Origin of the sequence: Flavobacterium sp. TR2 (assembly GCF_025252405.1) — a bacterium.
Taxonomy (GTDB): Bacteria; Bacteroidota; Bacteroidia; order Flavobacteriales; family Flavobacteriaceae; genus Flavobacterium.
The window spans coordinates 2,522,671-2,548,522 of sequence record NZ_CP104307.1 but is presented as its reverse complement, the minus strand read 5'-3'; the positions used below and the strand labels follow the sequence as shown (position 1 = coordinate 2,548,522).

General features: G+C 35.1%; 24 protein-coding genes. 15 read left to right on the top strand and 9 right to left on the bottom strand.

Translation table 11 applies throughout. From position 1 onward, the window contains the following. Positions 1–6: 6 nt before the first annotated feature. The 5 genes from N4T20_RS11225 to N4T20_RS11205 form a co-directional block, all read right to left on the bottom strand. The gene (locus tag N4T20_RS11225; protein WP_260673081.1) at positions 7–1,143 is read right to left on the bottom strand and encodes a DegT/DnrJ/EryC1/StrS family aminotransferase; all 1,137 of its coding nucleotides are present in this window, start codon (positions 1,141–1,143) and stop codon (positions 7–9) included. Next, on the bottom strand, positions 1,140–2,087 hold the full coding sequence (locus N4T20_RS11220) for a FemAB family protein (RefSeq protein WP_260673080.1): 948 nt from the start codon (positions 2,085–2,087) through the stop codon (positions 1,140–1,142). Before N4T20_RS11220 ends, N4T20_RS11225 begins: the two co-directional genes overlap by 4 nt. A 2-nt stretch (positions 2,088–2,089) precedes the next feature. Continuing rightward, on the bottom strand, positions 2,090–2,692 hold the full coding sequence (locus N4T20_RS11215; RefSeq protein WP_260673079.1) for a trimeric intracellular cation channel family protein: 603 nt from the start codon (positions 2,690–2,692) through the stop codon (positions 2,090–2,092). 80 nt (positions 2,693–2,772) lie between these two features. Then, positions 2,773–3,624: a hypothetical protein gene (locus N4T20_RS11210; RefSeq protein WP_260673078.1), complete on the bottom strand. Its 852-nt coding sequence runs from the start codon at positions 3,622–3,624 to the stop codon at positions 2,773–2,775. A gap of 109 nt (positions 3,625–3,733) precedes the next feature. Continuing rightward, positions 3,734–4,477, bottom strand: coding sequence for an RDD family protein (locus tag N4T20_RS11205; RefSeq protein ID WP_260673077.1), 744 nt, complete (start codon positions 4,475–4,477; stop codon positions 3,734–3,736). A 20-nt stretch (positions 4,478–4,497) separates the two neighbouring features. On the opposite strand from N4T20_RS11205, the gene N4T20_RS11200 reads away from it, so the two are divergent. The 15 genes from N4T20_RS11200 (at position 4,498) to N4T20_RS11130 (ending at position 20,918) form a co-directional block, all read left to right on the top strand. After that, the gene (locus tag N4T20_RS11200) at positions 4,498–5,478 is read left to right on the top strand and encodes a stage II sporulation protein M (protein WP_260673076.1); all 981 of its coding nucleotides are present in this window, start codon (positions 4,498–4,500) and stop codon (positions 5,476–5,478) included. Positions 5,479–5,487: 9 nt separating this feature from the next. Beyond that, positions 5,488–6,264: a DUF4129 domain-containing protein gene (locus N4T20_RS11195; protein WP_260673075.1), complete on the top strand. Its 777-nt coding sequence runs from the start codon at positions 5,488–5,490 to the stop codon at positions 6,262–6,264. Further along, positions 6,257–7,459, top strand: a complete 1,203-nt coding sequence (locus N4T20_RS11190; protein WP_260673074.1) for a DUF4350 domain-containing protein — start codon at positions 6,257–6,259, stop codon at positions 7,457–7,459. The genes N4T20_RS11195 and N4T20_RS11190 overlap by 8 nt, the downstream gene beginning before the upstream one ends. A gap of 38 nt (positions 7,460–7,497) precedes the next feature. Next, positions 7,498–8,511 (top strand): AAA family ATPase, encoded by a 1,014-nt coding sequence (locus N4T20_RS11185; protein WP_260673073.1) that lies wholly within the window; start codon positions 7,498–7,500, stop codon positions 8,509–8,511. A gap of 191 nt (positions 8,512–8,702) precedes the next feature. After that, positions 8,703–9,314: a hypothetical protein gene (locus tag N4T20_RS11180; RefSeq protein ID WP_260673072.1), complete on the top strand. Its 612-nt coding sequence runs from the start codon at positions 8,703–8,705 to the stop codon at positions 9,312–9,314. A gap of 67 nt (positions 9,315–9,381) precedes the next feature. Then, entirely contained in the window at positions 9,382–10,668 is a 1,287-nt protein-coding gene (locus N4T20_RS11175) for a DUF58 domain-containing protein (protein WP_260673113.1), read from the top strand. A 119-nt stretch (positions 10,669–10,787) separates the two neighbouring features. Next, on the top strand, positions 10,788–11,873 hold the full coding sequence (locus tag N4T20_RS11170) for a phosphoglyceromutase (RefSeq protein ID WP_260673071.1): 1,086 nt from the start codon (positions 10,788–10,790) through the stop codon (positions 11,871–11,873). A gap of 153 nt (positions 11,874–12,026) precedes the next feature. Then, the gene (locus N4T20_RS11165; RefSeq protein WP_260673070.1) at positions 12,027–12,815 is read left to right on the top strand and encodes a TrmH family RNA methyltransferase; all 789 of its coding nucleotides are present in this window, start codon (positions 12,027–12,029) and stop codon (positions 12,813–12,815) included. 200 nt (positions 12,816–13,015) lie between these two features. Beyond that, complete coding sequence (locus tag N4T20_RS11160) at positions 13,016–15,235, top strand: RelA/SpoT family protein (protein ID WP_260673069.1); 2,220 nt, start codon at positions 13,016–13,018, stop codon at positions 15,233–15,235. 88 nt (positions 15,236–15,323) lie between these two features. Beyond that, positions 15,324–15,788 carry a Fur family transcriptional regulator gene (locus N4T20_RS11155; RefSeq protein ID WP_250835238.1) on the top strand — a complete coding sequence of 155 codons (465 nt, stop codon included), beginning with the start codon at positions 15,324–15,326 and terminating at the stop codon, positions 15,786–15,788. 96 nt (positions 15,789–15,884) lie between these two features. Beyond that, positions 15,885–17,156 carry an adenylosuccinate synthase gene (locus N4T20_RS11150; RefSeq protein WP_177210430.1) on the top strand — a complete coding sequence of 424 codons (1,272 nt, stop codon included), beginning with the start codon at positions 15,885–15,887 and terminating at the stop codon, positions 17,154–17,156. A 50-nt stretch (positions 17,157–17,206) separates the two neighbouring features. After that, positions 17,207–17,791 carry an NUDIX domain-containing protein gene (locus tag N4T20_RS11145; protein ID WP_260673068.1) on the top strand — a complete coding sequence of 195 codons (585 nt, stop codon included), beginning with the start codon at positions 17,207–17,209 and terminating at the stop codon, positions 17,789–17,791. Between the two features lie 116 nt (positions 17,792–17,907). Continuing rightward, on the top strand, positions 17,908–18,792 hold the full coding sequence (locus tag N4T20_RS11140; RefSeq protein WP_260673067.1) for a L,D-transpeptidase: 885 nt from the start codon (positions 17,908–17,910) through the stop codon (positions 18,790–18,792). A gap of 366 nt (positions 18,793–19,158) precedes the next feature. Further along, on the top strand, positions 19,159–19,749 hold the full coding sequence (locus N4T20_RS11135) for a TetR/AcrR family transcriptional regulator (RefSeq protein WP_260673066.1): 591 nt from the start codon (positions 19,159–19,161) through the stop codon (positions 19,747–19,749). 29 nt (positions 19,750–19,778) lie between these two features. Beyond that, a complete protein-coding gene (locus N4T20_RS11130) occupies positions 19,779–20,918 on the top strand; it encodes an NAD(P)/FAD-dependent oxidoreductase (protein WP_260673065.1) in 1,140 nt (379 codons plus the stop codon). 203 nt (positions 20,919–21,121) lie between these two features. Here N4T20_RS11130 and guaB read toward each other — a convergent pair whose 3' ends face one another. The 4 genes from guaB to N4T20_RS11110 all read right to left on the bottom strand — a co-directional run bounded on the left by guaB (position 21,122) and on the right by N4T20_RS11110 (position 25,750). Further along, positions 21,122–22,594, bottom strand: coding sequence for an IMP dehydrogenase (gene guaB, locus N4T20_RS11125; protein ID WP_260673064.1), 1,473 nt, complete (start codon positions 22,592–22,594; stop codon positions 21,122–21,124). Positions 22,595–22,862: 268 nt separating this feature from the next. Then, positions 22,863–24,260 carry a DUF5723 family protein gene (locus N4T20_RS11120; RefSeq protein ID WP_260673063.1) on the bottom strand — a complete coding sequence of 466 codons (1,398 nt, stop codon included), beginning with the start codon at positions 24,258–24,260 and terminating at the stop codon, positions 22,863–22,865. Next, positions 24,257–24,805, bottom strand: coding sequence for a hypothetical protein (locus tag N4T20_RS11115; protein ID WP_260673062.1), 549 nt, complete (start codon positions 24,803–24,805; stop codon positions 24,257–24,259). The genes N4T20_RS11120 and N4T20_RS11115 overlap by 4 nt, the downstream gene beginning before the upstream one ends. A gap of 78 nt (positions 24,806–24,883) precedes the next feature. Continuing rightward, entirely contained in the window at positions 24,884–25,750 is an 867-nt protein-coding gene (locus N4T20_RS11110) for a hydroxymethylglutaryl-CoA lyase (protein ID WP_260673061.1), read from the bottom strand. Between the last annotated feature and the right edge of the window lie 102 nt (positions 25,751–25,852).

The following is a 25,852-nucleotide window of genomic DNA, read 5'->3' as shown; positions in this document are numbered from 1 at the left end:
TTCAAATTAATATTGATTTAAAATTTCAATAACATAATCTACCTCAGATGCTGTCAAAACAGGACTTATCGGCAAGCTTAAAACTTCTTTGTGAATCTTTTCTGTTATTGGGAACGACAATTTATTCCATTGCGAAAAAGCTTTCTGCTGATGGGGCGGAATTGGATAATGTATAACCGTTTGGATATTATTTTGAATGAGATATTCTTGCAGTTTTTCTCTATTTTCTGTTCGAATGACAAACAAATGAAAAACATGATTATTAGAGAAATCCCAAAACGGCAACACGATTTTATTGTTTTTAATTTCAGACAAATAACGTTTTGCAATTGCTCTTCGCTTTTCATTATCTGAATCTAAATGTGGCAGTTTTAAATTTAAAAACCCAGCCTGCAATTCATCAAGTCTTGAATTTACACCGATACATTCGTTGTGATATTTTTTTTCTGAACCATAATTGCGAAGCGAAAAAAGCACTTTTGCCAATTCTGGATCGTTTGTTGTAATCGCACCGCCGTCGCCGAGACAGCCTAAATTTTTTCCTGGATAAAAACTGTACGCAGAAGCTTGCAAAAGCTCTTCGACTCCGCTCAGAGCGGTATCCGAAAATTGTAGTTTCTTGTCTGATTTGAATTTGGAATTTACCCCATGAGATTGCGCGCAATCTTCGACAACTATTAAATTGTGTTTTTCTGCAATTGCATTAATTGCTTTCATTTCTGCCAATTGTCCATATAAATGGACAGCCAAAATAGCTTTTGTTTTTGACGTGATTTTTTCCTGAATTAATTCTGGATTTATATTATAAGTTTCCAATCTCGGCTCAACTAAAATCGGGATCAAATCGGCTTGCAAAATAGCCAGGATGGTTGCAATATAAGTATTGGCTGGAACAATAACCTCGTCGCCTTTTTGGAGTTTCCTCAGTTCGACGCAACCTTTAAAAATGAGAACCAAAGCATCAAGACCGTTTCCTACTCCAATGCAATATTTTGATTCGCAATATCCTGCAAAAGCTTTTTCAAATGTTTCCACTTCTTTTCCTAAAACATACCAGCCATTTTCTAAAACTGATTTCAGTTTTTCCTGAAAAGCAATTTCATATGGTTTATTTATTTTTTTTAGGTCTAAAAATGGTATCACTTTATTTCTATTTTATAAAAATCCTGATTGTAAACAGTACAGCCTAATTCTTCTTTCTGCGATAAAAGCCCTTGATTATAGCCTAATTCATTTTCTTCACCCACAATGCCCATATCAAAAAAGTGTTTCCCTTTTCGTTTGTATTTATGAATCAGATTAATGAATAAAAAATCAAGCGCTCTAAATTCTTCTCCGAGTTTTGAAGTCGCACCATATTGTGATTTAATCACGTTTTTGGTTTCAAAAATGGTTATTCCAGCGATAATTTCGTCATTTCTGTAAGCAGAATACTGCCTGATATTTTTAGGAAATTTAGATTTTAAAAGTGCTATTTCTTCTTTGGAATGCACTGGCTTCACATCAAACTTTTCTGCTAATCTGGGTTCTAGAATTTTTTTCCAAAATGGGTCAAAATTTTCTTCTTCCAAAATATCCAGATCAAGATTTTGAATTCTTCTGAAATGTTTCATCTTACTCTTAGAAATCTTCAAAGGAGCAGTTAAATTTAGTGCCAGATTCATTTCTTTGCGTTCTAAAACCGCTCCTCTTTTCATCAAAAAAAAGTCCATGGCTGCATTTCCTTCAGAAAAATAAAACTCTGGAATTGGTCTATAATAAAAGGTTTCGAATTTGTTCTCTTTCAAAAAAAGTAAAATTTCATCTAAAATCGATTCTACTTTTTCTGTTTTCAATTTCGGTAAAAATACCAATCCGCCATAAGTTAAGCCTTGATGAGAATAAACGGCATTTCCTTTTTTATTGGCAGGAAGAATGGCACGCAGCTTTTTATCTTCAAAAACTAAAAGTGAGAAGTCTTCAAAACGATCTTTGTGATATTCCATAAAATCGCGATGGAATAAAAATGTGGCATTTTTAGATTGGTCGACAAAATCGTTCCACATCGAATAATCATCTTGCGAATATTTCCTTATGGTATATTTCATGCTTATTTATGATCAAATGCTTTTAAATGCCATTTATACTTAACTGCCATTAATCTAATCATAATAATCACAAGAGAGGTAACCAAATAGAGAATATCGTCGTTTAAATTCAGTTTTCTCAATCCAAAAAACACGATTCCGCCAAAAATACAGATTGTGGCGTAGATTTCTTCTCTAAAAACGTTTGGAATTTCGTTACATAAAATATCGCGAATTACGCCTCCAAAACAAGCTGTCATAGTTCCAAGTGCAATGCAAATCGCTGGATGAAGGCCTGTTAGAATTCCTCTTTCCAGACCTATTAAAGTAAAAACTCCGAGCCCAATTGTATCAAAAAAAAACAATGAGGTACGAAGTTTATCGAAGCTTTTTCTAAAAAAAATGGCCAAAAAAAATCCTAAAATGATCACGTACACGTATTGCATATCGCGCATCCAGCCAACAGGAGTTCTTCCTATTAAGACATCGCGAAGCGTTCCGCCTCCAACGGCAGTAACAAATGCAATGATAAAAACCCCAAACGGATCTAGTTTTTTGTGCATTGCGGTCAAGGCGCCTGACATTGCAAACGCCATTGTCCCAATAATATCAAGTAAGTGAAACATTTTTTTTTGAGTTACAAAGATGCAAAGTTACAAAAGTTGTAAGGAATAATCTTAGCAAATCTGACTCGCAAAAAGATCTATCACTTCTTTACATAAATAGGGCTTCTTTTTAGCAAATACGAGATAGAATCCATCCAGCCATCTTTTACCGCCAACAAAGGTTTACGGGTTTGGGAGTAGATTTTGTCTGTATTTCTATACATATCAAAATAAACCGTATAATAGTAATACGTCTGATTGTTTGCTGTCGTTGTTGAGATGTCGCTTGTGCTTACTTTTTTGTTATTGTTGCTCACTTTGGCATTTCCGCTATTATAAGTAGTCGCTGTTGTACCTGTTCCAATTGTGTATGAAACTTTTGCCGCAACAATGTTATCAACTCCTAATATTTTTTCAAGATCTTCTATTGGCGTTTCGTCAATGTTATTGTGATCGATTCCTGCTTTATGCAGCAAACTATTTGTTGTTCTTAAATCTTGAACAGTTAACGGAAAAATATTAGACGATTTATCTAACAATTTGTTGTACAAATCGTTTTGCGCAAATTTTGCCATATCCTCAGAACCTTGCTGATTGTCTGCATTTATATACGGAATTGGCAATACCGCGATTGTATTGTGCTTCATGTCTGCAGCTGCTACATTTTGAGAGGCGCTCTGAGGTGCATCGCTTGTGCCTGAAGAAACATCGAAGGTTTGAGATCTCCCGCTTGCAAAATCTATTTTGGCAATTTGAGAAACATCCAGCGAAATCTGAACGGTCTCACCTGGAAGAGAATATTCTACTGTTTTATCAGACATTTTTAAAACCGTACATTCAATAATCTGATAATCTCTTTTTATAATTTTATCTAATTTTTTTCCGCTTTGGGCAAAACTCACACAAGCAGATAATAACACTAATAAAAACAGAAATGGCTTTGTAATTTTCATTGGATTTAAAAATTTAAGAATTAATTATCTATATATAAATTTACGAATAAATTTTAAAGAATTATCAGTAAATTACAAAAATCATCAGCAATTATTCAAAGAAAAAAAATCACATATTTTGCGTGTAAAAATTATAGTCTTTTAAAATCACCCTAATAAAATCGTCATAATTTCCGGATTGATTTTTAATGCCAGTTACACTTTCAATTTTTGCCACTAATTTGTAAATAACTTCGTGATCATTTTTAGCGGCAGCTTTTTGATAAGTTTCCTTAATAATGCGCATATCATTGTCTGAGAGCTTAATAACCAGAGGATATGTAGGTACATACGCTTCGCCGATCTCTTCTAAAATAGTATGGCTAATATTAATTTTATTCTTTAAAGTAATCACAGCTGTCCCGGCTGCCATATCGCCCAATCGCTGTGATTTTTGACTGGTTATTACCGAAATGAGTCCTGGAAGTCCGAAAAAAGTAAAAAAGTCAATTACTCTAAAAAACCAGCGAATCAAATAGTCGCCAAAACCTGCCTGATAGCCGTCAATTTTTACGACTTTAATTTTCAGTATTTTTTTGCCAAGCGACTGTCCTTCAAAAACATTTTCTAAAACCAGCGAGTACACAATTACCGGGGAATAGAGCATTAAGAAAATCGCACCGCGAGACCAGCCGTCCAAATTAACCATCAGACGATCAAGTCGCAGCCAGTCGAAAAGAACTATAGAAAGTGCTGTTATATAACAAATTATAATAAACAAATCGATAAAAAAAGCACCCAGCCTTTCGCCTACAGAAGCGGCAATAAAATTTATTTTAACATTTTGTGTCGTGTTAATAGATAATTCTGACATATTTCATATTTTAGCCTACAATGAGAGAAATCGCCTTTATAAAACAAAACAGAGAAAAATGGCTCGAATTTGAGCTGGCAATTTTTGGTAAAGCTAAAAAAAATCCTGATGAATTAGCTAATTTGTACATTCAAATGATGAATGATTTGTCGTATGCTCAAACGTATTATCCTAAAAGCAAAACGGTTGTATACCTTAATCATCTTGCTTCTCAGATTTATCAAAAAATTTACAAAACCAAACGCACCGACCAAAATAGAGTTATAGATTTCTTTAAGATCGAAGTGCCTTTATTGGTTTACGAATACCGAAGATATTTGGTTTATGCTTTTGCCTTATTTTTTGTTACCGTTTCAATCGGAGTCCTTTCTGCCCGTTACGATCGCGATTTTGTACGCTTAATTCTAGGCGACCAATATGTCAACATGACCTTAGAAAACATCAAAAAAGGCAATCCGATGGCCGTATATGGTTCGGGCAGCAATTGGGGTAGTTTTATTGGCATTACCGTAAATAATCTTTTTGTAGGCGCCAGATGCTATTTCTACGGAATTTTTGCTGGAATTGGAACTTTCAATGTTTTTCTTCAGAACTGTATTATGCTGGGGTCTTTTCAATATTTTTTTTACGAGCAGGGCGTTTTCTGGAAAAGCGTCAGAGGCATCTGGATTCACGGTTCTATGGAGATTTTTGCCATCGTAATTGAAGCGACAGCCGGATTCATTTTGGGGGCTTCCATCCTATTTCCAAAAACTTTTTCTAGACTAAATTCTTTTAAGATTGGCTTTAAAAACAGCTTTAAAATATTCTTAAGCACTTTTCCATTCACAATAAGTGCAGGATTTTTAGAAGGTTTTATCACCCGATATTCTATTGATATGCCCAACTGGCTAAGCAGTTTTATTATCTTAGCTACATTATCGATTATATCATTTTATTACTTGATTTATCCTTTTATTGTACACCGAAAAATTCATTCTCTAACCGCCGAAAATCTTTAAGACCAAGTAATGACAAGATTATTATTTATTTTATCGTTTCTTTTGTGCTGTGGTATTTCTCAGGCTCAGGATTCTATTGTTGCACCTGTAGATCCTCCAAAAATTGCTGGAATTAAGTATACCGAAAAAGATATTCAAATAGATTCTGGAAATGTAGAAGCTAGGCATTTCGAGAAAAATTTCAAGAAAAAATATACTGATAAAGACTTTGTTTACGAATACAAAGAGCCCAAAAAAAACTGGTGGGATCATTTTAAGCATTGGCTGGCAAGACAATTTTTTAATTTGTTTAATTTCAGCAGTGTAAAAACCTCTCTAGATTTTATTGCCTTTCTATTTAGAGTCATCGCTATTCTAGTGGTTATTGTTCTAATTTATTTTATTGCAAAAGCACTTACCAAGCAAGAAGGGCGATGGATTTTTGGAAAAAATGCCAACAAAAGAACCTTGTTTTATTCTGACGCCGAAAAAAACATTCATCTTTTGGATTTTGAAAAACTGATTAAAGAAAGCATCGAAGCTGGCGAAAAAAGAATTGCCATACGATACTATTATTTATGGCTTCTGAAAGTAATGGCACAACACCATTATATTGAATGGGACATCGAGAAAACGAATTCTGATTATTTGTACGAACTGCATAACCCTGCACATAAAGAAGAGTTTACCTATCTTTCTTATTTGTACAATTATATTTGGTATGGAGAATTTGAAATTGACGATTCAACCTTCAGAAAGACTGAAAACAGATTTAAAAAAGCACTAAAAACCTTTGGCAATGGATAATAAAGTTAAAATATACATTGCTATTCTGGTTTTACTTTTCGGAATAACACTGCTGGTAGATAAAGGACAGCCAAAGCCTATTGACTGGACTCCAACTTATTCTGTCGAAGACAAAATCCCATTCGGGCTATACATTTTCGATCAGGAAGCGGATGGCCTTTTCAAGCAAAAAGTCGAACGAATTTCTACACAGACTCCTTATGAATATCTGGATTCTCAATATAATTCTAGCGAGAATGTAGAATCATATAATATTAAAGGCACTTTCATGAATATTTCTGAGGTCGATAATATTGATGAAGGATCAATGAGAGAAATTTTACATTTTGTTTCTCAAGGCAATAATGCTTTTTTAAGCATGAAAGAATTTCCAAAAGTATTGTTAGACTCTTTGAAAATTGAGCTAAAAACAGATTTCATGCCCAATGACAGCATTTCGGTTTGGATGGCAAATAAAAAAGTTAGCGCTAAAAAATATACTTTAAATACTGGATTAAGCGATTATTTTTCTAAAATAGACACTTTAAATGCAAAAGTTCTAGGCTACCAGATCAGCAGTAAAAATAAAAGGCAAGTCAATTTTATTGAGGTTCCTTACAAAAATGGCTATCTCTATCTGCATACGCAGCCAGTAGCTTTTACCAATTACAATCTGCTGAAAAAAGATTATTATCAGTATGCAGAAAATGTGCTGTCTTATATTCCAAAAGGAAATATTTTCTGGTATAACAAAAGTTTAAACGATAAACGAATTTCAAGTTCTCCGATGCGCTATATCTGGAGCCAACCCGCATTAAAATCGGCTTGGTATCTGGGCTTAATCGGGATTCTTATTTTTATGGTTTTTAATGCAAAACGAAAACAGCGCATTGTACCCGTCATAAAACCATTGCAGAACTTAACGGTCGATTTTACCAAAACTATTGGAAATTTATATTATCAGGAAGGCGATCATACCAATATTATCGATAAAAAGATTATTTACTTTTTAGAAAAAATCAGAACCGATTATCTCATTGACACCAGCAGCCTTAATGACGATTTTATCACCAAATTGCATTATAAAACAGGAAAAGACGAAAAAGACATTCGAGAAGTGGTTCAGTTAATTAATGACCACCGAAACAGTTATCATGGAAGTCTCGAAGAAGATTTGATTAAAATAAACACAGCAATAGAAAAGATTTTACATTAAAATTCTAAACGAAATTTAAAAAGAAAATAGACCAAATTATGGACGACATCAATACAACATCTAGCGAAATCACAAATGAAAATGTGAATTTTGAAACCAGAATTAATTTAGGGCCGCTTTTAGACCACGTAAATACAATCAAAAAAGAGATTGAAACGGTAATTGTGGGGCAGCACAAAATGGTAGACCAGCTTTTGGTTGCAATTTTGTCAAATGGCCATGTTCTTTTAGAAGGCGTTCCGGGAGTTGCCAAAACCATAACGGCTAAACTATTGGCTAAAACGTTAAATATTGGTTTCAGCAGAATTCAGTTTACGCCAGATTTAATGCCTTCTGATATTTTAGGAACTTCCATTTTTAATCTCAAAAATTCAGAATTTGAATTCAAAAAAGGGCCAATTTTCTCTAACCTGATTTTAATTGATGAAATCAACCGTGCTCCTGCAAAAACACAAGCAGCTCTTTTTGAAGTTATGGAAGAACGCCAAATTACGATTGACGGTTCTGCATATCAGTTAGAAGCGCCATTTTTGGTGATTGCCACGCAAAATCCGGTTGAGCAAGAAGGAACCTATCGTTTGCCAGAAGCACAATTGGACCGTTTTCTTTTCAAAATCACGATCGATTATCCAAAACTGAATGAAGAGATTTTAATTATTCAAAGAGAACATTCGCTTCAAGATCACGGAAAACTAGATGCCGTTCAAACCATTCTTTCTGCCGAAGAAATTAAAGAATATCAAGCTTTGGTAAAACAAATCAGAGTAGAACAAAATTTATTGGAATACATTGCGAGAATTGTAGTCAATACGCGCGAAAATGCCTTTTTATATTTAGGAGCTTCGCCTCGTGCTTCAATTGCCATTCTAAATGCTGCAAAAGGTTTTGCCGCAATCCGCGGACGTGACTTTGTCACCCCAGAAGATATTAAAGAAGCTGCAATTCCAGTTTTACAGCATCGCGTTATTGTAGCGCCAGAACGCGAAATGGAAGGCATTACGAGCCCAGAAATTATTAAACAGATTATTGAAACAGTAGAAATTCCGAGGTAATTATTTGATTATTAATGGTGAATGGTGAATGGTGAATGGTGAAAAACGTAAAGGGCTTCGACTCCGCTCAGCCTGACAAAGAAAGGCACATCTTGAAACTTGAAACCTGATCCCGAAGCTTCGGGAGAAACTTGAAACTTGAAACTTGAAACTTGAAACTTGAAACCTGAAACAATAAAAAACTAAAAAAATTGAAACCATCTAAACTTCTTATATCCTTTTCTTTACTATTGCTGATTGCTGTTCAGCCATCAAATGCTGCTTTTTTAAAAGCCAAAAATGATGCTTTTTATTTCAAAAATGACAAACAGGAAATTGAAACTTTGGTAAAGAAATTGTACGAATGGGTAGAAACTAAAAATAACAACAATGATTTCGACCCGATTGCAAACAAAAAAGGAGACAAATACATTGGTTTGGATTTGAATGCGCATAAAAAAAGACTGGAAGAACTCAAGAAAACCAATTTCTTTTCACAGCAGTTTTTAGATAATTACAATAAAATCGCTTTAAGAATAGACTCCAATCTTAAAACTAAAAAGATAGAATGGTTGGAGGGAGACCTGCCTCCTTTTGGAAATGATTCCAATCCGTGGTGCAATTGTCAAGATAATCCAGAAAATTATTGGAAAACAATGGCTATTAACCATTTGAAAATTGAAAATAACAAAGCTTCTTTTGATTGGACTTGGTCATGGAAAGGCAATTTTAAATACAAAGTGAAAGCAATTAAAGAAAACGGCGCTTGGAAAATAGCTTATTTAGAAGGCTTTGATTTTGATGATTTCACTAAAATTTATTAGAAAAACATAAAACCAAGAAAACTTGAAATTCATAAAAAGTCTGTATCTCAACAATTTCTTTTTCTATATGCTCATTGGCATTATAGGATTGTTTATCTGCGCTTTTATTTTTCCGAATATGTATAATGCCGTTTGGCTGCTTGTTTTGGCTTTGGCTACTTTTTTAGGACTAGACATACTGCTTTTATACGCATCTAGAACTGGACTTGAAGCTGAAAGAATTACACCCGAAAAATTATCGAATGGAGATTTAAATCCAATAAAAATTGATTTAAAAAATCATTACAATTTTCCTGTTTCGGTTAAAATTATCGATGAAGTTCCGTTTCAATTTCAGATTCGAGACTTCAAAATTGTAAAAACAATAAAAGCGGCGACACAAAAAGAAATTGGTTATGATCTTCGCCCGACAGAACGTGGAGAATACCATTTTGGCGCTTTGAACATTTATGTTTCTTCGCCATTAAGATTGATTTCGAGAAGATTTACTTTTGACAGGGATCAAATGGTTCCGACCTATCCGTCTTACATTCAGCTGAGAAAATACGATTTGATTGCTTTTTCAAATAATTTATTCCAATACGGAATCAAAAAAATACGCCGAATAGGCCATACAATGGAGTTTGAGCAAATTAAAGAATATGTTCAAGGTGACGATTTGCGAACATTGAATTGGAAAGCCACAGCCAAAAAAAATTCGCTGATGGTGAACCAGTTTCAGGACGAAAAATCGCAATCGGTTTATATGGCAATCGACAAAGGACGTGTTATGCAAATGCCTTTTGACGGATTAAGCTTATTGGATTATGCGATTAATTCGGCTTTGGTTTTATCCAATGTAATTCTGAAAAAGCAGGACAAAGCGGGACTTTTTTCTTTTTCTAAAAAAGTAGAAAACAGAGTTTTTGCCGAAAGAAGAGGCTCGCAGATGCAGAAAATCCTCGAAACTTTGTACAATGTAAAAACCGATTTCTTCGAAAGCGATTACAGCCGATTGTATGTTGACATCAAGAAAAACATCAACCAGAGAAGTTTAATCATTCTGTACACCAATTTTGAAACCATGGACGGTTTAAATCGTCAACTGCCTTATTTAAAAGGAATTGCCAAAAGCCATCTACTGGTTGTAGTTTTCTTTAGTAATACAGAATTAAACAGCATCATCAATAAAAAAACCACCACAATTCAAGAAGTTTACGACAAAGTAATTGCTGAGAAATTCATGGTCGAAAAGCGATTGATTGTAAACGAATTGAAGAAATACGGAATCCATTCTGTCTTAACGCAGCCAGAAAATCTTACGCTCGACGCAATCAATAAATACTTGGAAATTAAGTCGAGAGGGATTTTGTAATCGTCCTTAATCTGTTAACTTATGGTTATTTTACAGATTGGCTTCACTGTTATCTTTATTATTAAATTAGTTTTGAAAGAAAATAACAATCTGAATACAACAACTAAAAACAGATAAAAATGAAAAAAACAATTCTATATCTTTTCGTTTTATTAAGCATTCAATCTCAAGCTCAAAAAACAGAAAACATCATCATTATTACCACTGACGGCTTTAGATGGCAAGAAGTTTTTAAAGGAATCGATCGTGCCATTGCCAATGATAAAAAATTCAATCAGGGAGACAGTGCTTACATTTATAAAAAATACAGCGATGCTGATGTCAAAGAAGCACGTAAAAAACTAATGCCTTTTTTCTGGTCTGAAATTGCCACTAAAGGTCAGATTTACGGAAACCGCGATTTAGGAAATAAAGTCGATGTTGCCAATCCGTATTGGTTTAGCTATCCTGGCTATAGCGAAATCATGACTGGAAATGTAGATTTAAAAGTCAATTCGAACAGTTACAAAGCCAATCCAAACGTCAATGTTTTAGAATTTTTAAATCAGCAATCTAAATTAAAAGGTAAAGTTGCCGCTTTTGGCGCTTGGGATGCTTTTGATAGAATTTTAAACGAAGAAAGAAGCAGTTTCCCCGTAATTTCTGCATTTGATAAAGTAGGCGGCAATAAACCAACAGCAGCTCAGCACTTATTGAATGAGATGCGTGACAATTCATACAAACCTTTTCATATGGATGAATGCCTAGATGTTTTTACGCATTATCAGGCGTTAGACGAACTAAAAAATAAAAAGCCAAAAGTGCTTTACATTGCCTATGGCGAAACCGACGAGTGGGCGCATCATGGACAGTACCGTTCGTATTTAGACGCAGCCAACCAAGTCGATAAATGGATTGAGGAAATTTGGAATTTTGTTCAAAATGACCCTCAGTACAAAAACAAAACAACCTTATTCATAACGGTCGACCACGGACGCGGAGACAAAGTAAAATCGCAATGGACAGATCATGGTTCTGATGTTCCTGGCGCATCTGAAATTTGGTTTGCCGCAATGGGGCCAGAAATTGCTCCAAAAGGCGAAATCAAAACAGAATCTCAATGCTACCAAAAACAGTTCGCGCAGACATTGGCAAAAATAATGGGCTACAAATTCGCAACAGATCATCCCGTAGAAACTGAGATCAAAGAAATTTTTGAGAAATAGTTTTTTTATAGCCACGAATTCACGAATTTTATTTTAATAATTCGTGAATTCGTGGCTATAAAACTTTTGAGACAAGCCTACAAGGTTTTAAAACCTTGCAGGAAGAAAAAAACTCTGTACCTTTGCCCCTCTGCAACTTTGAGCCTTAAAAAAATGAAACAAATTACTTCAGTTCAAAATCCGTTTATCAAATCTTTGGTTTTACTTCAAGAAAAAGCCAAAGCCAGAAAACAAACCGGAACATTTTTGATTGAAGGGCAACGTGAAATTTCACTAGCCATAAAAGGCGGTTACGAAATCGAAACTGTTTTATTTTTACCAGAATTAGTTTCAGAATCAGAAATTAACAAACTGATTAACGCTCCTTTTCAAATTATCGAAATCAACAAAGAAGTTTACCAAAAACTAGCGTATCGCGATACGACCGAAGGAATTCTAGCTGTTGCCAAAACCAAATCCTTAAAACTATCTGACTTAAAATTATCTGACAATCCATTAATTCTTGTGGTTGAATCTTTAGAGAAACCAGGAAATATCGGTGCTGTTTTACGAACTGCAGATGCGGCCAATCTGGATGCTGTTTTAATCGCCAATCCAAAAAGCGATTTATACAATCCGAACATTGTGCGTTCGAGCGTTGGATGCCTTTTCACCAATCAGATTGCAACGGGATCATCAGAAGAAATCATTGCCTTTTTAAAAGAAAAAAAGATCAGTTTCTATAGTGCCACTTTGCAAAATTCAACTTCTTACCACACTCAAAACTTTACCACTCCAACAGCTTTGGTGGTAGGCACAGAAGCAACTGGCTTAACACAGCAATGGCGTGACGAGGCAACGCAGAATATCATTATTCCGATGCAGGGAGAAATAGACAGCATGAATGTTTCAGTTGCGGCCGCTATTTTAATTTTTGAAGCCAAAAGACAACGCGGTTTCTAGTTTTTTTTTAAAATTTTCTATTCTTTATGAGCCTTGGCTTCACTCAGCCTGACAAAGAAACTATTGCACTACAAATCAAAGCCGAATAAAACGTCTTTCTTTGTAGTAAAAAATCTACGTTAATAGTTTAAAATGTACAGCTCTAAAGCCTTGCGTATGTTCAAACTAATTCTTATTTTTAGTACTTGAACTATGCCGTTATGACAGAAATTGATATTGAAAAAGAAAACAAAGCTATTGCGCAGGAATACAAGGAATTACTTCGAATAAGTTACCAAACTTTAGACACCGCCGATAAAAAATTAATTAGAAAAGCTTTTGATGTAGCCGTTGATGCTCACAAAGATCAGAGACGTAAATCTGGCGAAGCGTATATCTTTCATCCTATTGCAGTTGCAAAAATTGTTGCCTCAGAAATTGGTCTGGGCGCGACCGCTATCGCTGCGGCTCTAATGCACGATGTTGTGGAGGATACCCCAATGACTGTTGAAGACATTGAGCGCTTATTCAATCCAAAAGTGGCACAGCTAGTTGAAGGCCTTACCAAAATCTCATTGGTTCAGAAAGATTTAAACGCCTCTATGCAGGCTGAGAATTTCAGAAAAATGATTCTGACGCTGAATGATGATGTTCGTGTAATTTTAATTAAACTGGCAGACCGTCTGCACAATATGCAGACTATGGATTCGATGGCGGAATACAAACAAACCAAAATCGCATCTGAAACTTTATACATTTATGCTCCCCTAGCCCACCGTTTGGGACTTTATAACATTAAAACCAAACTTGAGGACTTAGGATTAAAATATACTGAACCAGCAGTTTATGACGACATTGTAAGTAAAATTCGTGAAACCAAAGAAGAGCAAGATGCTTACATCAAAGATATTTCTGATGTTTTAAAGAAATCTCTTGACAATGAAGGCATCGACTATATCATTAAAGGCCGACCAAAATCAATTTACTCTATTCGTCGCAAAATGCGTGCGCAAAACGTAACTTTCGATGAAGTTTATGACAAGTTCGCACTTAGAATCGTTTACAAAGCCGATCCGCATGAAGAAAAATTCATTGCCTGGAAAATATATTCTATCGTAACTGACCATTACAGACCAAGCCCTAGCCGTTTGCGCGATTGGATTTCATCACCAAAATCTACGGGTTATGAAGCACTTCACATTACGGTTATGGGACCAAAAGGGCGCTGGGTTGAAGTTCAGGTGCGAAGCGAGCGTATGGATGAAATTGCCGAAAAAGGTTATGCAGCGCACTATAAATATAAAAATGGCGCAACAGAAGAAAGCGGTTTAGACACTTGGCTAAACTTACTTCGCGAAGCATTAGAAAATCAAGAAACCAATGCGGTAGATTTTGTGGAAGATTTTAAAATGAATTTGTATTCTAAAGAAATCTTCGTCTTTACTCCAAAAGGAGAAATCAAATCGTTGCCAAAAGGCGCCACTTCTCTTGATTTTGCTTTCAGCATTCACTCAGAAATTGGAATTAAAACCCGCGGAACTCGTGTAAACGGAAGGCTAGTTCCTTTAAATCATGAATTAAAAAGTGGCGATCAAGTCGAAGTAATTACGTCTCCAAACCAAAAACCAACGGTAAACTGGCTTGACTATGTAACAACTTCGAGAGCTAAAAATAAAATCAAAAATGTTCTTAACGAGAACACTAAAAAGATTGCAGAAGAAGGAAAAGAGTTACTGGTCAGAAAATTAAAACACTTAAAAGTTACTTTCAACGAACAGGTAACAAATGAGCTTGTAAACTTTTTCAAACTAAAAACAAGCTTAGATTTATTTTATAGAGTTGGAATTGGAGCGATCGAAAATCAGCAACTGAAAGATTATGCTGCACAGAAAAGCAATTCGTTTATCAATTTCTTCAAAAATAAAATTAAGCGAAATAAAGATACTGCAGACGAAGATATTCACAAACCAGTCATTAGCAGCAATTATGATATGCTGGTTTTTGGAACAGAGCATGACAAACTCGATTACAAACTTTCGCAATGCTGCAACCCTATTCCTGGTGATGACGTTTTTGGTTTCGTAACCATCAATGAAGGAATTAAAGTGCATAAAAAAGATTGTCCGAATGCAATCGGAATGCAGTCTAATTATGCGTATCGCATTATGAGCGCCAAGTGGATCGACTCTTCTCAGGAAGAATTCAAAGCCATTATCAATATTACCGGAATGGATGTTTTAGGACTTACCAACCAATTGACAAGAGTAATTTCAAACAATATGAGCGTTAATATTCAAAGCATTTCTTTGAGCACAGATGCAGGAATTTTTCACGGTCAGATTGCTGTAATTGTAAAAAATAACACCATTTTGAAGAAAATGATCAATGCAATTAAGAAAATTGACGGGGTAGATAAGGTTACTAGAGAGTATAGAACCTAACTTTTTAGGGAAACTATAAGAATTTTGTAACGAAACTTTAAACCCGAAACTTTTATTCATTAAAAATAAAAAATTATCTTTGCCGGATATGACACTTATTTCAACTGACAACACTAAGAATCAAGAAATTGTAAAAAATGTTTTTACATTGTATCTTGAACAAAAAGGGCATCGCAAAACTCCTGAGCGTTATGCTATACTTCAGGAAATTTACGACAGCGAGGAACATTTTGACATAGAAAACCTTTATATCAAAATGAAAAACAAGAACTATCGTGTGAGTAGAGCTACTTTGTACAACACGATTGAGTTATTGTTGGACTGCGCTTTGGTTAGAAAACATCAATTTGGACAAAATCAGGCTTACTACGAAAAATCATATTTTGATAAACAGCATGATCACATCATTATGACAGATTCGGGAGAAGTGATTGAATTTTGCGATCCAAGAATTCAAACCATCAAAAAGACTATCGAAGAAATTTTTGATATTGAAATCACTAATCATTCGCTTTATTTCTACGGAAACAAAAAGCAAAGCTCAAATTCATAGTCTATTCAATTAGACTTTTTCAAAAAAAGAAAAAAAGAAAATTAACTACATAATCAGTAGGACAACTGAGATTGTCCCAACGCAAATTAAAGAAGAATGACCGTAGATTTATTACTAGGATTACAATGGGGAGATGAAGGTAAAGGAAAAATTGTTGACGTACTTACCTCAAATTATGATATCATTGCACGTTTTCAAGGAGGACCTAACGCAGGGCATACATTAGAATTTGACGGAATTAAACACGTACTTAGAACGATTCCTTCTGGAATTTTTCATAAAAACTCAGTAAATATCATCGGAAATGGAGTTGTAATTGATCCTGTAGTTTTCCAAAAAGAAATTGAAGGTTTAGAAAAATTCAACCTTGACATCAAAAAGAAATTAATCATTTCTAGAAAAGCACACTTAATTTTACCAACACACCGTTTGCTTGACGCAGCTTCTGAAGCATCAAAAGGAAAAGCTAAAATTGGTTCTACTCTTAAAGGAATTGGACCAACTTATATGGATAAAACAGGTAGAAATGGTTTACGTGTTGGAGACATCGAATTAGAGGATTTTAAAGATCGTTACAGAGCTTTGGCTGACAAACACGAAGCAATGATCGCTTTTTACGATGTGAATATCCAGTACAATTTAGCTGAATTAGAAAAAGAATTCTTCGAAGCTATTGAAGAATTAAAGAAATTAGACTTTATTGACAGTGAAGAATATATGCACCAAGCTCAGAAAGCTGGAAAATCTATTCTTTGCGAAGGAGCTCAAGGGTCTTTGTTAGATGTTGATTTCGGAACTTATCCTTTCGTAACTTCATCAAACACTACTGCTGCTGGAGCTTGTACAGGTTTAGGGATTGCTCCTAACAAAATCAAAGAGGTTTACGGAATTTTTAAAGCTTACGTTACTCGTGTGGGTAGCGGACCTTTCCCAACTGAGCTTTTTGACGAAGTTGGCGCTACAATGGCAAAAGTTGGTAACGAATTTGGTTCTGTAACAGGAAGACAAAGACGTTGCGGATGGTTAGACCTTGTCGCTTTAAAATATGCAGTTCAAGTTAACGGAGTTACTCAGTTAATGATGATGAAAGGTGACGTTCTTTCTGGTTTCGAAACTTTAAAAGTTTGTACAGAGTACAACTACAAAGGACAAAACATTTCTCACTTCCCTTATAACATTGAACCAGAAAATGTTACTCCGGTTTACAAAGAATTCAAAGGATGGAAGCAAGATTTGACTGGATTGACATCTTACGATCAATTGCCAATTGAGCTAAAAGAATATATTGAGTTTATTGAAAAAGAAATCGAAGTGCCAATCAAAATCGTATCGGTTGGACCAGATAGAAAACAAACAATAACAAAATAATACACTTAAACGCTCTGATTATCAGAGCGTTTTTTTTGACTATTACTGCCATGAGAAAAAATCCAGAAATCGAAATTACAGAAACCAAATTGCTTTCAGACAATTGGTATGTATTAAACAAAGTAACTTTTGACTACAAAAAAGAAAACCAGCCTGCTGAGTCGCACATTCGCGAAGTTTATGACCGCGGAAATGGCGCTGGAATTTTACTATATAATTCAATAAAAAAAACGGTTATCCTGACGCGACAATTTCGTTTGCCAACCTTTTTAAACGGAAATAAAACCGGAATGATGATTGAAGTTTGTGCCGGGCTTTTAGACAAAGACAATGCAGAACAAGCCATTATTCGTGAAACTGAAGAAGAAACAGGCTATCGTTTAAGCAAAGTGCAGAAAGTTCTCGAAACCTATATGTCACCAGGATCAGTAACAGAAATTTTATATCTTTTTGTTGGAGAATATGACGAAAATATGAAAGTGAGCGAAGGCGGCGGATTAGATGCCGAACAGGAAAATATAGAGGTTTTGGAATTTACGTTTGACCAAGCCTACGCTATGATCGAATCTGGAGAAATAACAGATGCTAAAACTATCATGCTATTGCAATATGCAAAAATTAAAAGTTTGATTTAAGTTTTAAAAATACTTTGCTTTTTATAATTAATGAAAATCCCGAAACCAATTCAAAAAATTATGTAACCCTTTTCAGCTATCAGATTTATAACTTTATATTCATAAAAATACGACCTATGAAAAAGTTATATTACACAGCAAACGCCCTACTGATTTTAATGTTAGTCTTATTAGGTTCTTGCAAAAAAACCGATACCATAACATTGACTGAAAATAAAAAAGAGAAAAAGAAAGTAATCGAATATAAAAAGCCAGAAACTGCTGCTTATCAAATAGCAAACACTAAAGAATGGCTAAAACTAAATGAAGCTGACAGCTCCAAAATGGATATTGTTTATGCTTTAAACCGAACAGATAAAGCTAACTTTAAAAAACTGGATTCTGTTGTAATTCCAGAAGATTTTAGCGGAGACTTGGTCTATTACTTTCCGTTTCCGTTACACGTCTCAGCTTTAGAAGAAGTTTCAAAAATCATCCTTTTTTCCTATCCTACACAGGCTTTTGCCGCTTATGAAAATGGCGAATTGGTTCGTACAGGACCAACCAATATGGGAAGAAAAAAAGACCCTACTCCTACGGGATTATTTTTTACGAATTGGAAGGCAGAAAAAACAACCAGCACATTTAATGATGAGTGGGAACTAAAATGGAACTTTAATATTGAAAACAAACTTGGAGTTGGCTTTCATCAATATGATTTGCCAGGATATCCTGCCTCACATTCTTGTTTGCGATTATTAGAAAAAGACGCCAAATATCTTTACACTTTTGCTGATGAATGGATCCTAAAAGACAAGGAAAACATTAAAGTAAAAGGAACTCCTGTAATCGTTTTTGGAAACTATGATTTTGATGGACAAAAACCTTGGCTCAAATTAGCATCAGATCCTGAAGCTTTAAACATTGCAGAATCTGAAATTGAGACTCTAGTCAAGCCTTTCTTAAAAGAAATTTTAAAAAATCAAAATCTAAGAGAAGCAGAAGCAACCAAAACTTTATAAAAATATACTCTCGATATAAAAATCAGCTGAAATGATATACATTGTTTCAGCTGATTTTTTTTTAAAATTCAAAAGCATAAAAATTTGGCTAAAGCCTTTCACTAGGCTTTTTTTTTTAAAACCTCCAGCTAAAGCTGGAGGCAATTCAAATTTCAACCCCTCCAACCTTTACATCTATGAATCTTCGCCTCTTTCAACCTTTGCCACTTTAAACCTTTAAACCTAAAACAACCTCTCAACCTAAGAAAACCTAAGAACCTCAACACCTTAGTCCCGAAGCCTCGGGATAGCAGCTCAAAAAAAAAACCAAAAATAAGCGATCGTTCATTTATTATTTATATCTTTGTGCCATAATAAATTAGAATTATGAGAACGCGAGATAGTAATAAAGAGGAAATTGTAAAACAAAAAGCAATAGAAATGATCGTAAACCAAGGCATAGAAGGCTTTGGAATGAATCGTCTGGCAAAAGAATGCGGAATTTCTGTTGCGACGCTTTACATTTATTATTCAGACAAGGAAGATTTGATTCGAAAAATCGGCATTGAAATTGGCCAAAATTTCTTTGAAAAAATGTTTGACGGCTTCTCTTCAGATATGTCTTTTAAGGATGGATTGCGAAATCAATGGGAAAACCGTATTTATTTCAATCAAAATTTTACGCTGAAGGCAAGTTGTTTCGAACTTTTGAGACATTCCACTCATGGCGATGCAATCATACAGGAGGTAACGGGAGAATACAAGCAAATGATGACTGCATTTATGCTTTCTGCAATTGAGAGAAAAGAACTTATTTCAGTGTCTTATGAAGTCTTTTGGAGTATTGCCTATGGCTCGCTTTATTCGCTTTTAGAATTTCATAGAGACGGAAAATCAATGTCCGGAAAATCTTTTGTTCTTAATGAAGAGATCAAAAATGAAGCCTTTAATCTCGTTTTAAAAGCGCTTACTCCATAAATAAATTTCAAAATTCAATTTTAAATACAATGAAAAATTCAATTATAGAAAATAAAAAAATTGCCATTATTGGCGGCGGTCCAGTTGGATTGACTACGGCTAGAATTCTACAGATTAATGGTGCTGATGTTACGGTTTACGAAAGAGACATCAACGCCCAAGCTAGAACTTCGGGCGGAACTCTTGACATTCATTCAGATTCTGGTCAATTTGCAATTCAGAAAGCAAGTTTAATGGATGAATTCTACAAATATGCAAGACCAACAGGAGAGAAAATGGCAGATATGGACGGAAATATCACTTCTGATGAAATGCCAGACGAAACCAATGCTTTCTCACGCCCAGAAATTGACCGTAATGATCTTAGAAAAATTATGCTGGACAATCTTAAAGAAAATACTGTTGCTTGGAACAGCCAATTGATTAACATTGAAAAAACAGAAGACCAGTATGTTTTAGAATTCAAAAACGGAACGAAAGCAACTGCAGATTTTGTTATTGTCGCAAACGGAGGAAGATCAAACGCCAGAAAATTTGTAAGCGACCAAGAACCTCAGCTTTCTGGAACTTACATTATTCAGGGTGAAATTGTAAATCCGGATCAAGATTACCCCGAATTTAAGCCTAAATACGGAAACGGAAATGTGATGGCAATGGGCGAACATAAAATGTTTTACACCCACACTATGCGTGATGGCTCGGTTCATTTCGGCGTATCTTTTAAAGCTGATGAAGATTGGATTTCAAATCACGGAATCGACTTTGAAGATGATAAAGCTGTGATTGCTTTTTTAAATGAAACTTTTAAAAACTGGGGAGACGATTACAAAAAATTCTTTGCTGTTTCTACTGAATTTTCCGGGTTGCCATTGCGTTTATTTTCTTTGGAAGAGCCTTGGAAAGAACATTCGAACATTACGCTTGTTGGCGATGCAGCGCATTTAATGCCTCCGTTTGCTGGAGAAGGTGTGAATATGGGATTGTTTGATGCTTTTCATTTGACCGAAAATCTAACGAATGGAAAATTCGAAACCATCGATGATGCGATTGCCGATTATGAAAAAAAGATGTTTGGCTATGCTTTGGAAGCGCAACGAATGACTAAGAAAATGGAAGATTTATTACATTCTGATATTGTTGCCGAAGATATTTTAAATAGCCGATTTTAATTAAATTATGGTTTGGTCAGAAATTCTGTAAAACCAGCGGGGTAGAATATTTATAGATTTTCAATTACGCAAATAAAAAAAGCTCCAGCGGAGCTTTATATGGTAAACTCCTAAACTTTTCTATAAATATTTCGCTTCTTCGAAGCTTATAAAAAAAGGAGTTGTCTTTTAAAACAACTCCTTTTTCTTATGATACCTCTGAATTATCTCGAATAATTCGGAGCTTCTTTTGTAATAGTTACGTTATGAGGGTGGCTTTCAGTGATTCCGCTTGAAGTAATTCTCACGAAACGTCCTGTTTCCTGTAAAGTAGGAATATCTTTTGAACCGCAGTATCCCATACCTGCACGAAGACCTCCAATAAATTGAAGCATACTTTCGTTTAATTCACCTTTGTAAGGAACACGTCCAACAATTCCTTCTGGAACTAATTTTTTAACATCATCTTCAACATCTTGGAAATAACGGTCTTTAGAACCTGTCTGCATAGCTTCAACAGAACCCATTCCGCGGTAAGATTTGAATTTTCTTCCTTCAAAAATGATGGTTTCTCCCGGAGATTCTTTTGTACCCGCTAATAATGAGCCTAACATTACGCAGTCAGCACCTGCAGCGATAGCTTTAGGAATATCTCCTGTGTAACGAATTCCACCATCAGCAATTACAGGAACACCAGTTCCTTTGATAGCTGCAGCAACTTCTAAAACTGCTGAGAATTGCGGGAAACCAACACCTGCAACGATACGAGTTGTACAGATAGAACCTGGTCCGATTCCAACTTTTACACCATCTGCTCCGTTTTCTACTAAATACTTAGCCGCTTCTGGAGTAGCGATATTTCCAACCACTACGTCTATTTGAGGGAATTTTGATTTTACTTCTTTTAATACATTCACCACACCTTCTGTGTGTCCGTGAGCTGTATCGATAATGATTGCGTCTACACCAGCAGCAACCAAAGCTTCAGCTCTTTGAACTGCGTCTCCAGTAACTCCAATTGCAGCAGCAACTCTCAAACGTCCAAAAGAATCTTTGTTTGCGATTGGCTTTTGAGTCAGTTTTGTAATATCTCTAAAAGTGATTAAACCAACTAATTCGTTTTTATCGTTTACAACTGGTAATTTTTCGATTTTATGACCTTGTAAAACTACTTCTGCTTGCTCTAAAGAAGTTCCTTCAGAAACAGTAACTAAATTTTGGCTTGTCATAACCTCAGCGATTGGTCTTGCACCATTTTTTTCGAAACGCAAGTCACGATTGGTAACAATTCCTTTAAGAATTTTATTTTCGTCAACGATTGGAATACCGCCGATTCCGAATTCTTTCATGGCATTTTTAGCATCAGCAATTGTAGAGTTCATTGGTAAAGTTACCGGATCGATAATCATACCTGCTTCTGCACGTTTTACTTTTCGAACTTTTCCTGCTTGCTGTTCGATAGTCATATTTTTATGTAAAACACCAATTCCGCCTTCTTGTGCCATAGCGATTGCCATTGCACTTTCTGTAACTGTATCCATCGCAGCCGATACAATTGGAACGTTTAATGTGATGTTTTTTGAGAATCTTGATTTAATGCTCACTTCGCGAGGAAGCACATTCGAGTAGTTAGGTACTAATAATACATCGTCGTAAGTTAAACCTTCGCCGATAATCTTGGAGTTGTGTGCTATCATGGTGCAATTTCTAGTTGAATTGCGTGCAAATATAGTGAATAAATTGCTAACTTGAATACTAACTTATTCATAAATTTAACTTTACACGAATCGTCTTACAAAACGTTCTGTCCTAGCCCAGATGGAAATGGAAAGCCACGGAAAGCTAAAATACATTTTTTTCTGGCTTAAAAAAGCGACCAGCGGAAGCTCTTTTTATGCCTTGAAAAAAAGTATTTTGGCTGGAGTGCTTGAAATGGACAGCTGGAATAGCTTCTAATTATTAAAACTAATCTTCTTTGTCTTGAAAAACAAAATTGATTCCGAGCTGAAAGGCTGCGCTATTGGCTTTTGAAATATCTTTATACTCTAATACATTATTGACCAAGGCATAAATATTTACCGGACCAATTGTTCCTGCAAGCCCTAAACCAATATTGGCATTTGAAAAAGTATCTAAGGTATAAGTTGCTTTAAGATCTAATTTTCTAAAAATATTTCTTCTGTAAAAAGCTGTTATCGCAAATAGAGGCGTGCGAGGCGCAGACATGGCAAACAATTGTGCTCCTACGGCATTTTTATAATATTTGTTGACTTTTCCATGACAATTGCATTCGTCATCGGGACGTGCTTCTCCAAATGAATACTCTATAGAAGAATACAATTTTGTCGGTCGCCAAGTGGTATATTTATTATAAAGCGTATCTCTAGGTATGGCTTTGTCAAATTCGTCAAAAACATTTTCTGGGTCATCTGTACCCGAAAAATCTGGATTAGCGCCATTGTACTGGTAAGTTCCTTTGTAAGTTAATGTTTCTATGTCTTTGGTCTGCCTTACAAAACCCAAATCGATAACACTGGCCGTTAGCTGTAAATTGTCTTTTATGTAATAGGTGATTCCCGCATCAACGCCAAAACCGAGACTTCCGTTAAAAAAAGTATTATTGACAACATCACGGGCGATGTTTCCTTCGTACTCATCTTTGGTAAAACGGGCGATTCCAGAAGTTTTTAGTTCTAAATTGGAAGAAATAACCTGATTGTAAAGATTTGGAGTTCCTGCCTGCTCGCCGGTATAAATGTATCCTGAATTTTTTGTAGAAGTAGCATTTGCACCGCTTGAATAGATTTTGGCGCGTCCTCCGTAAACAAATTTATCGTTTACCTTTTTATGAAATCCGACATGAAAGACAGAAAGAAGTTCGGCTTTCATACTTAAATCGCCAAGATTAAACGATTTTCCAATATAATCTCTATTTCCGTTTAAAGCTAACAGAGCCAAATCTTTTGGAACAAACATAAAGAAATCGAATTCTTGATACAATCCGAATGAAATATAGGAACGGCTTTCTCTTCCTCCTATTCTGAATCCGCCAGAAAATATCTCCAATTGCTGATTGGTCACTACTTTGTCATTGCTCGAAGATTTATTGACAACATCTCTAACTTTTTGATTAAAATCGACTCCATTTTTGGCGAATAAATCATAAGCCGAAAAACTGCTAGAACCGACATTTGCTGAAACTCCAGACAAAACCGGAAATCCAAAATAATATTTATACGAAACATCAGCTCCTGGATTCACAAGTGAAGATTGCGGAATTGAAGTAAAATTATAAAGCAACTCTCTGTTTTGAGCCCAACAAGAAAGATTAAAAACCAAGAATAAAATCAGTACCTTTCTCATTCTACCACTAAATAAGCTGTTGCACTTGACCTTAATTTTAAATTTCCTAAGCTTTCGCTATTTAATGGAGGCCCAGCTGCAATTATTACCACAAAACCAATTTTTTGGGTTTGCTTTAAAAGATCTAATCGCGCGTTTTCAAAAACTTCTGTAGGGTATTTAATAACATTTGGAGTTCCTTTATAAGATGGGACGGCAAACGATAATGTCTGCAAGACCTTATTTTGATCATCTAGCAAAAGCATATTTATGATAAAAGAGCGATTTATAGTATTCTCGATTTCGAAATCAAACTCGGCTTTTTTAAGACGTTCATTAAAGAAATTATCTTTAAAAACATCAAAATCTCTTACATCAGGATAGACATTTGTGCCTCCATCGTCTACGAGTTTATTTGCAGGAATATCGAAGTAAGCTAGGTTTGCTACAAATACGGGCTCTATCTTAAAATCATTTACTTGATCGAAATCTAAATCGCTCGAACAGGAAAACAATAAAAAGACTAAGAAAATTACGCTTGAAATATTGCGGTATCTAGAATTCATGATTATAATTAGGTCCGTAATAAATGTAACGCTCAATGGTTACAATCATTATCTAAGGTAATAAAATATAACTATTTATTAATGGAACTTTCCAAACAATTTTGAGGCTTCATTGTACGCACTTTCAAAACTGAGAGAGTTAAGTCCTGTTATTTTTTTATTGGCTGTAAAATAGGAAATCAGTTTTTCTGTCGGCATATTTCCTGTCAGTTTATCGGTTGCCATAGGACAGCCTCCAAAACCTTGAATAGCTCCGTCAAAACGAGTACAGCCTGCTTTTGCCGCCGCATCAATTTTTTCGAACCAGCTTTCGGGTGTTGTATGCAAATGGGCTCCAAACTCAATTTCTGGATATTTCGGAATTAAATTTGAAAACAAATAGGTAATTACCTCTGGCGTAGATGTTCCGACGGTATCAGAAAGCGATAAAATTTTTACGCCCATTCCGGCCAATTTTTCAGTCCACTCCCCTACAATTTCAACATTCCAAGGATCTCCATACGGATTTCCGAAACCCATAGAAAGATAGGTAACCACTTCTTTATTTTTCTGATCAGCCACTTCAAGAATTTCTTGCAGCGTAACTAAGGACTCCGTAATCGTTTTGTGGGTATTACGCATCTGAAAGTTCTCAGAAATAGAAAATGGAAAACCTAAATATTGAATCTGCTCATAACTTGCTGCTGTTATCGCGCCTTGCGTATTGGCAATAATAGAAAGCAGTTTGCTTGTCGTTTGCGAAAGGTCTAATTGCGCCAAAACCTCAGCAGTATCCTGCATCTGCGGAATAGCTTTTGGAGAAACAAAACTTCCAAAATCAATGGTATCAAAGCCAACTCGCAGCAAAGCTTGTATATAAGCGACTTTATTTTTTGTCGGAATAAAGTCTTTTATACCCTGCATAGCGTCTCGAGGGCATTCGATAATTTTAATTTCTTTACTCAAAGCATATTCTTTTGTAAAGGCTAAGTTAACTTCTTTTTTAATGAAATAAAAGATATTTTTAATTTATGAAGTTAATTATTACAAAAGATAACCATATCTCCA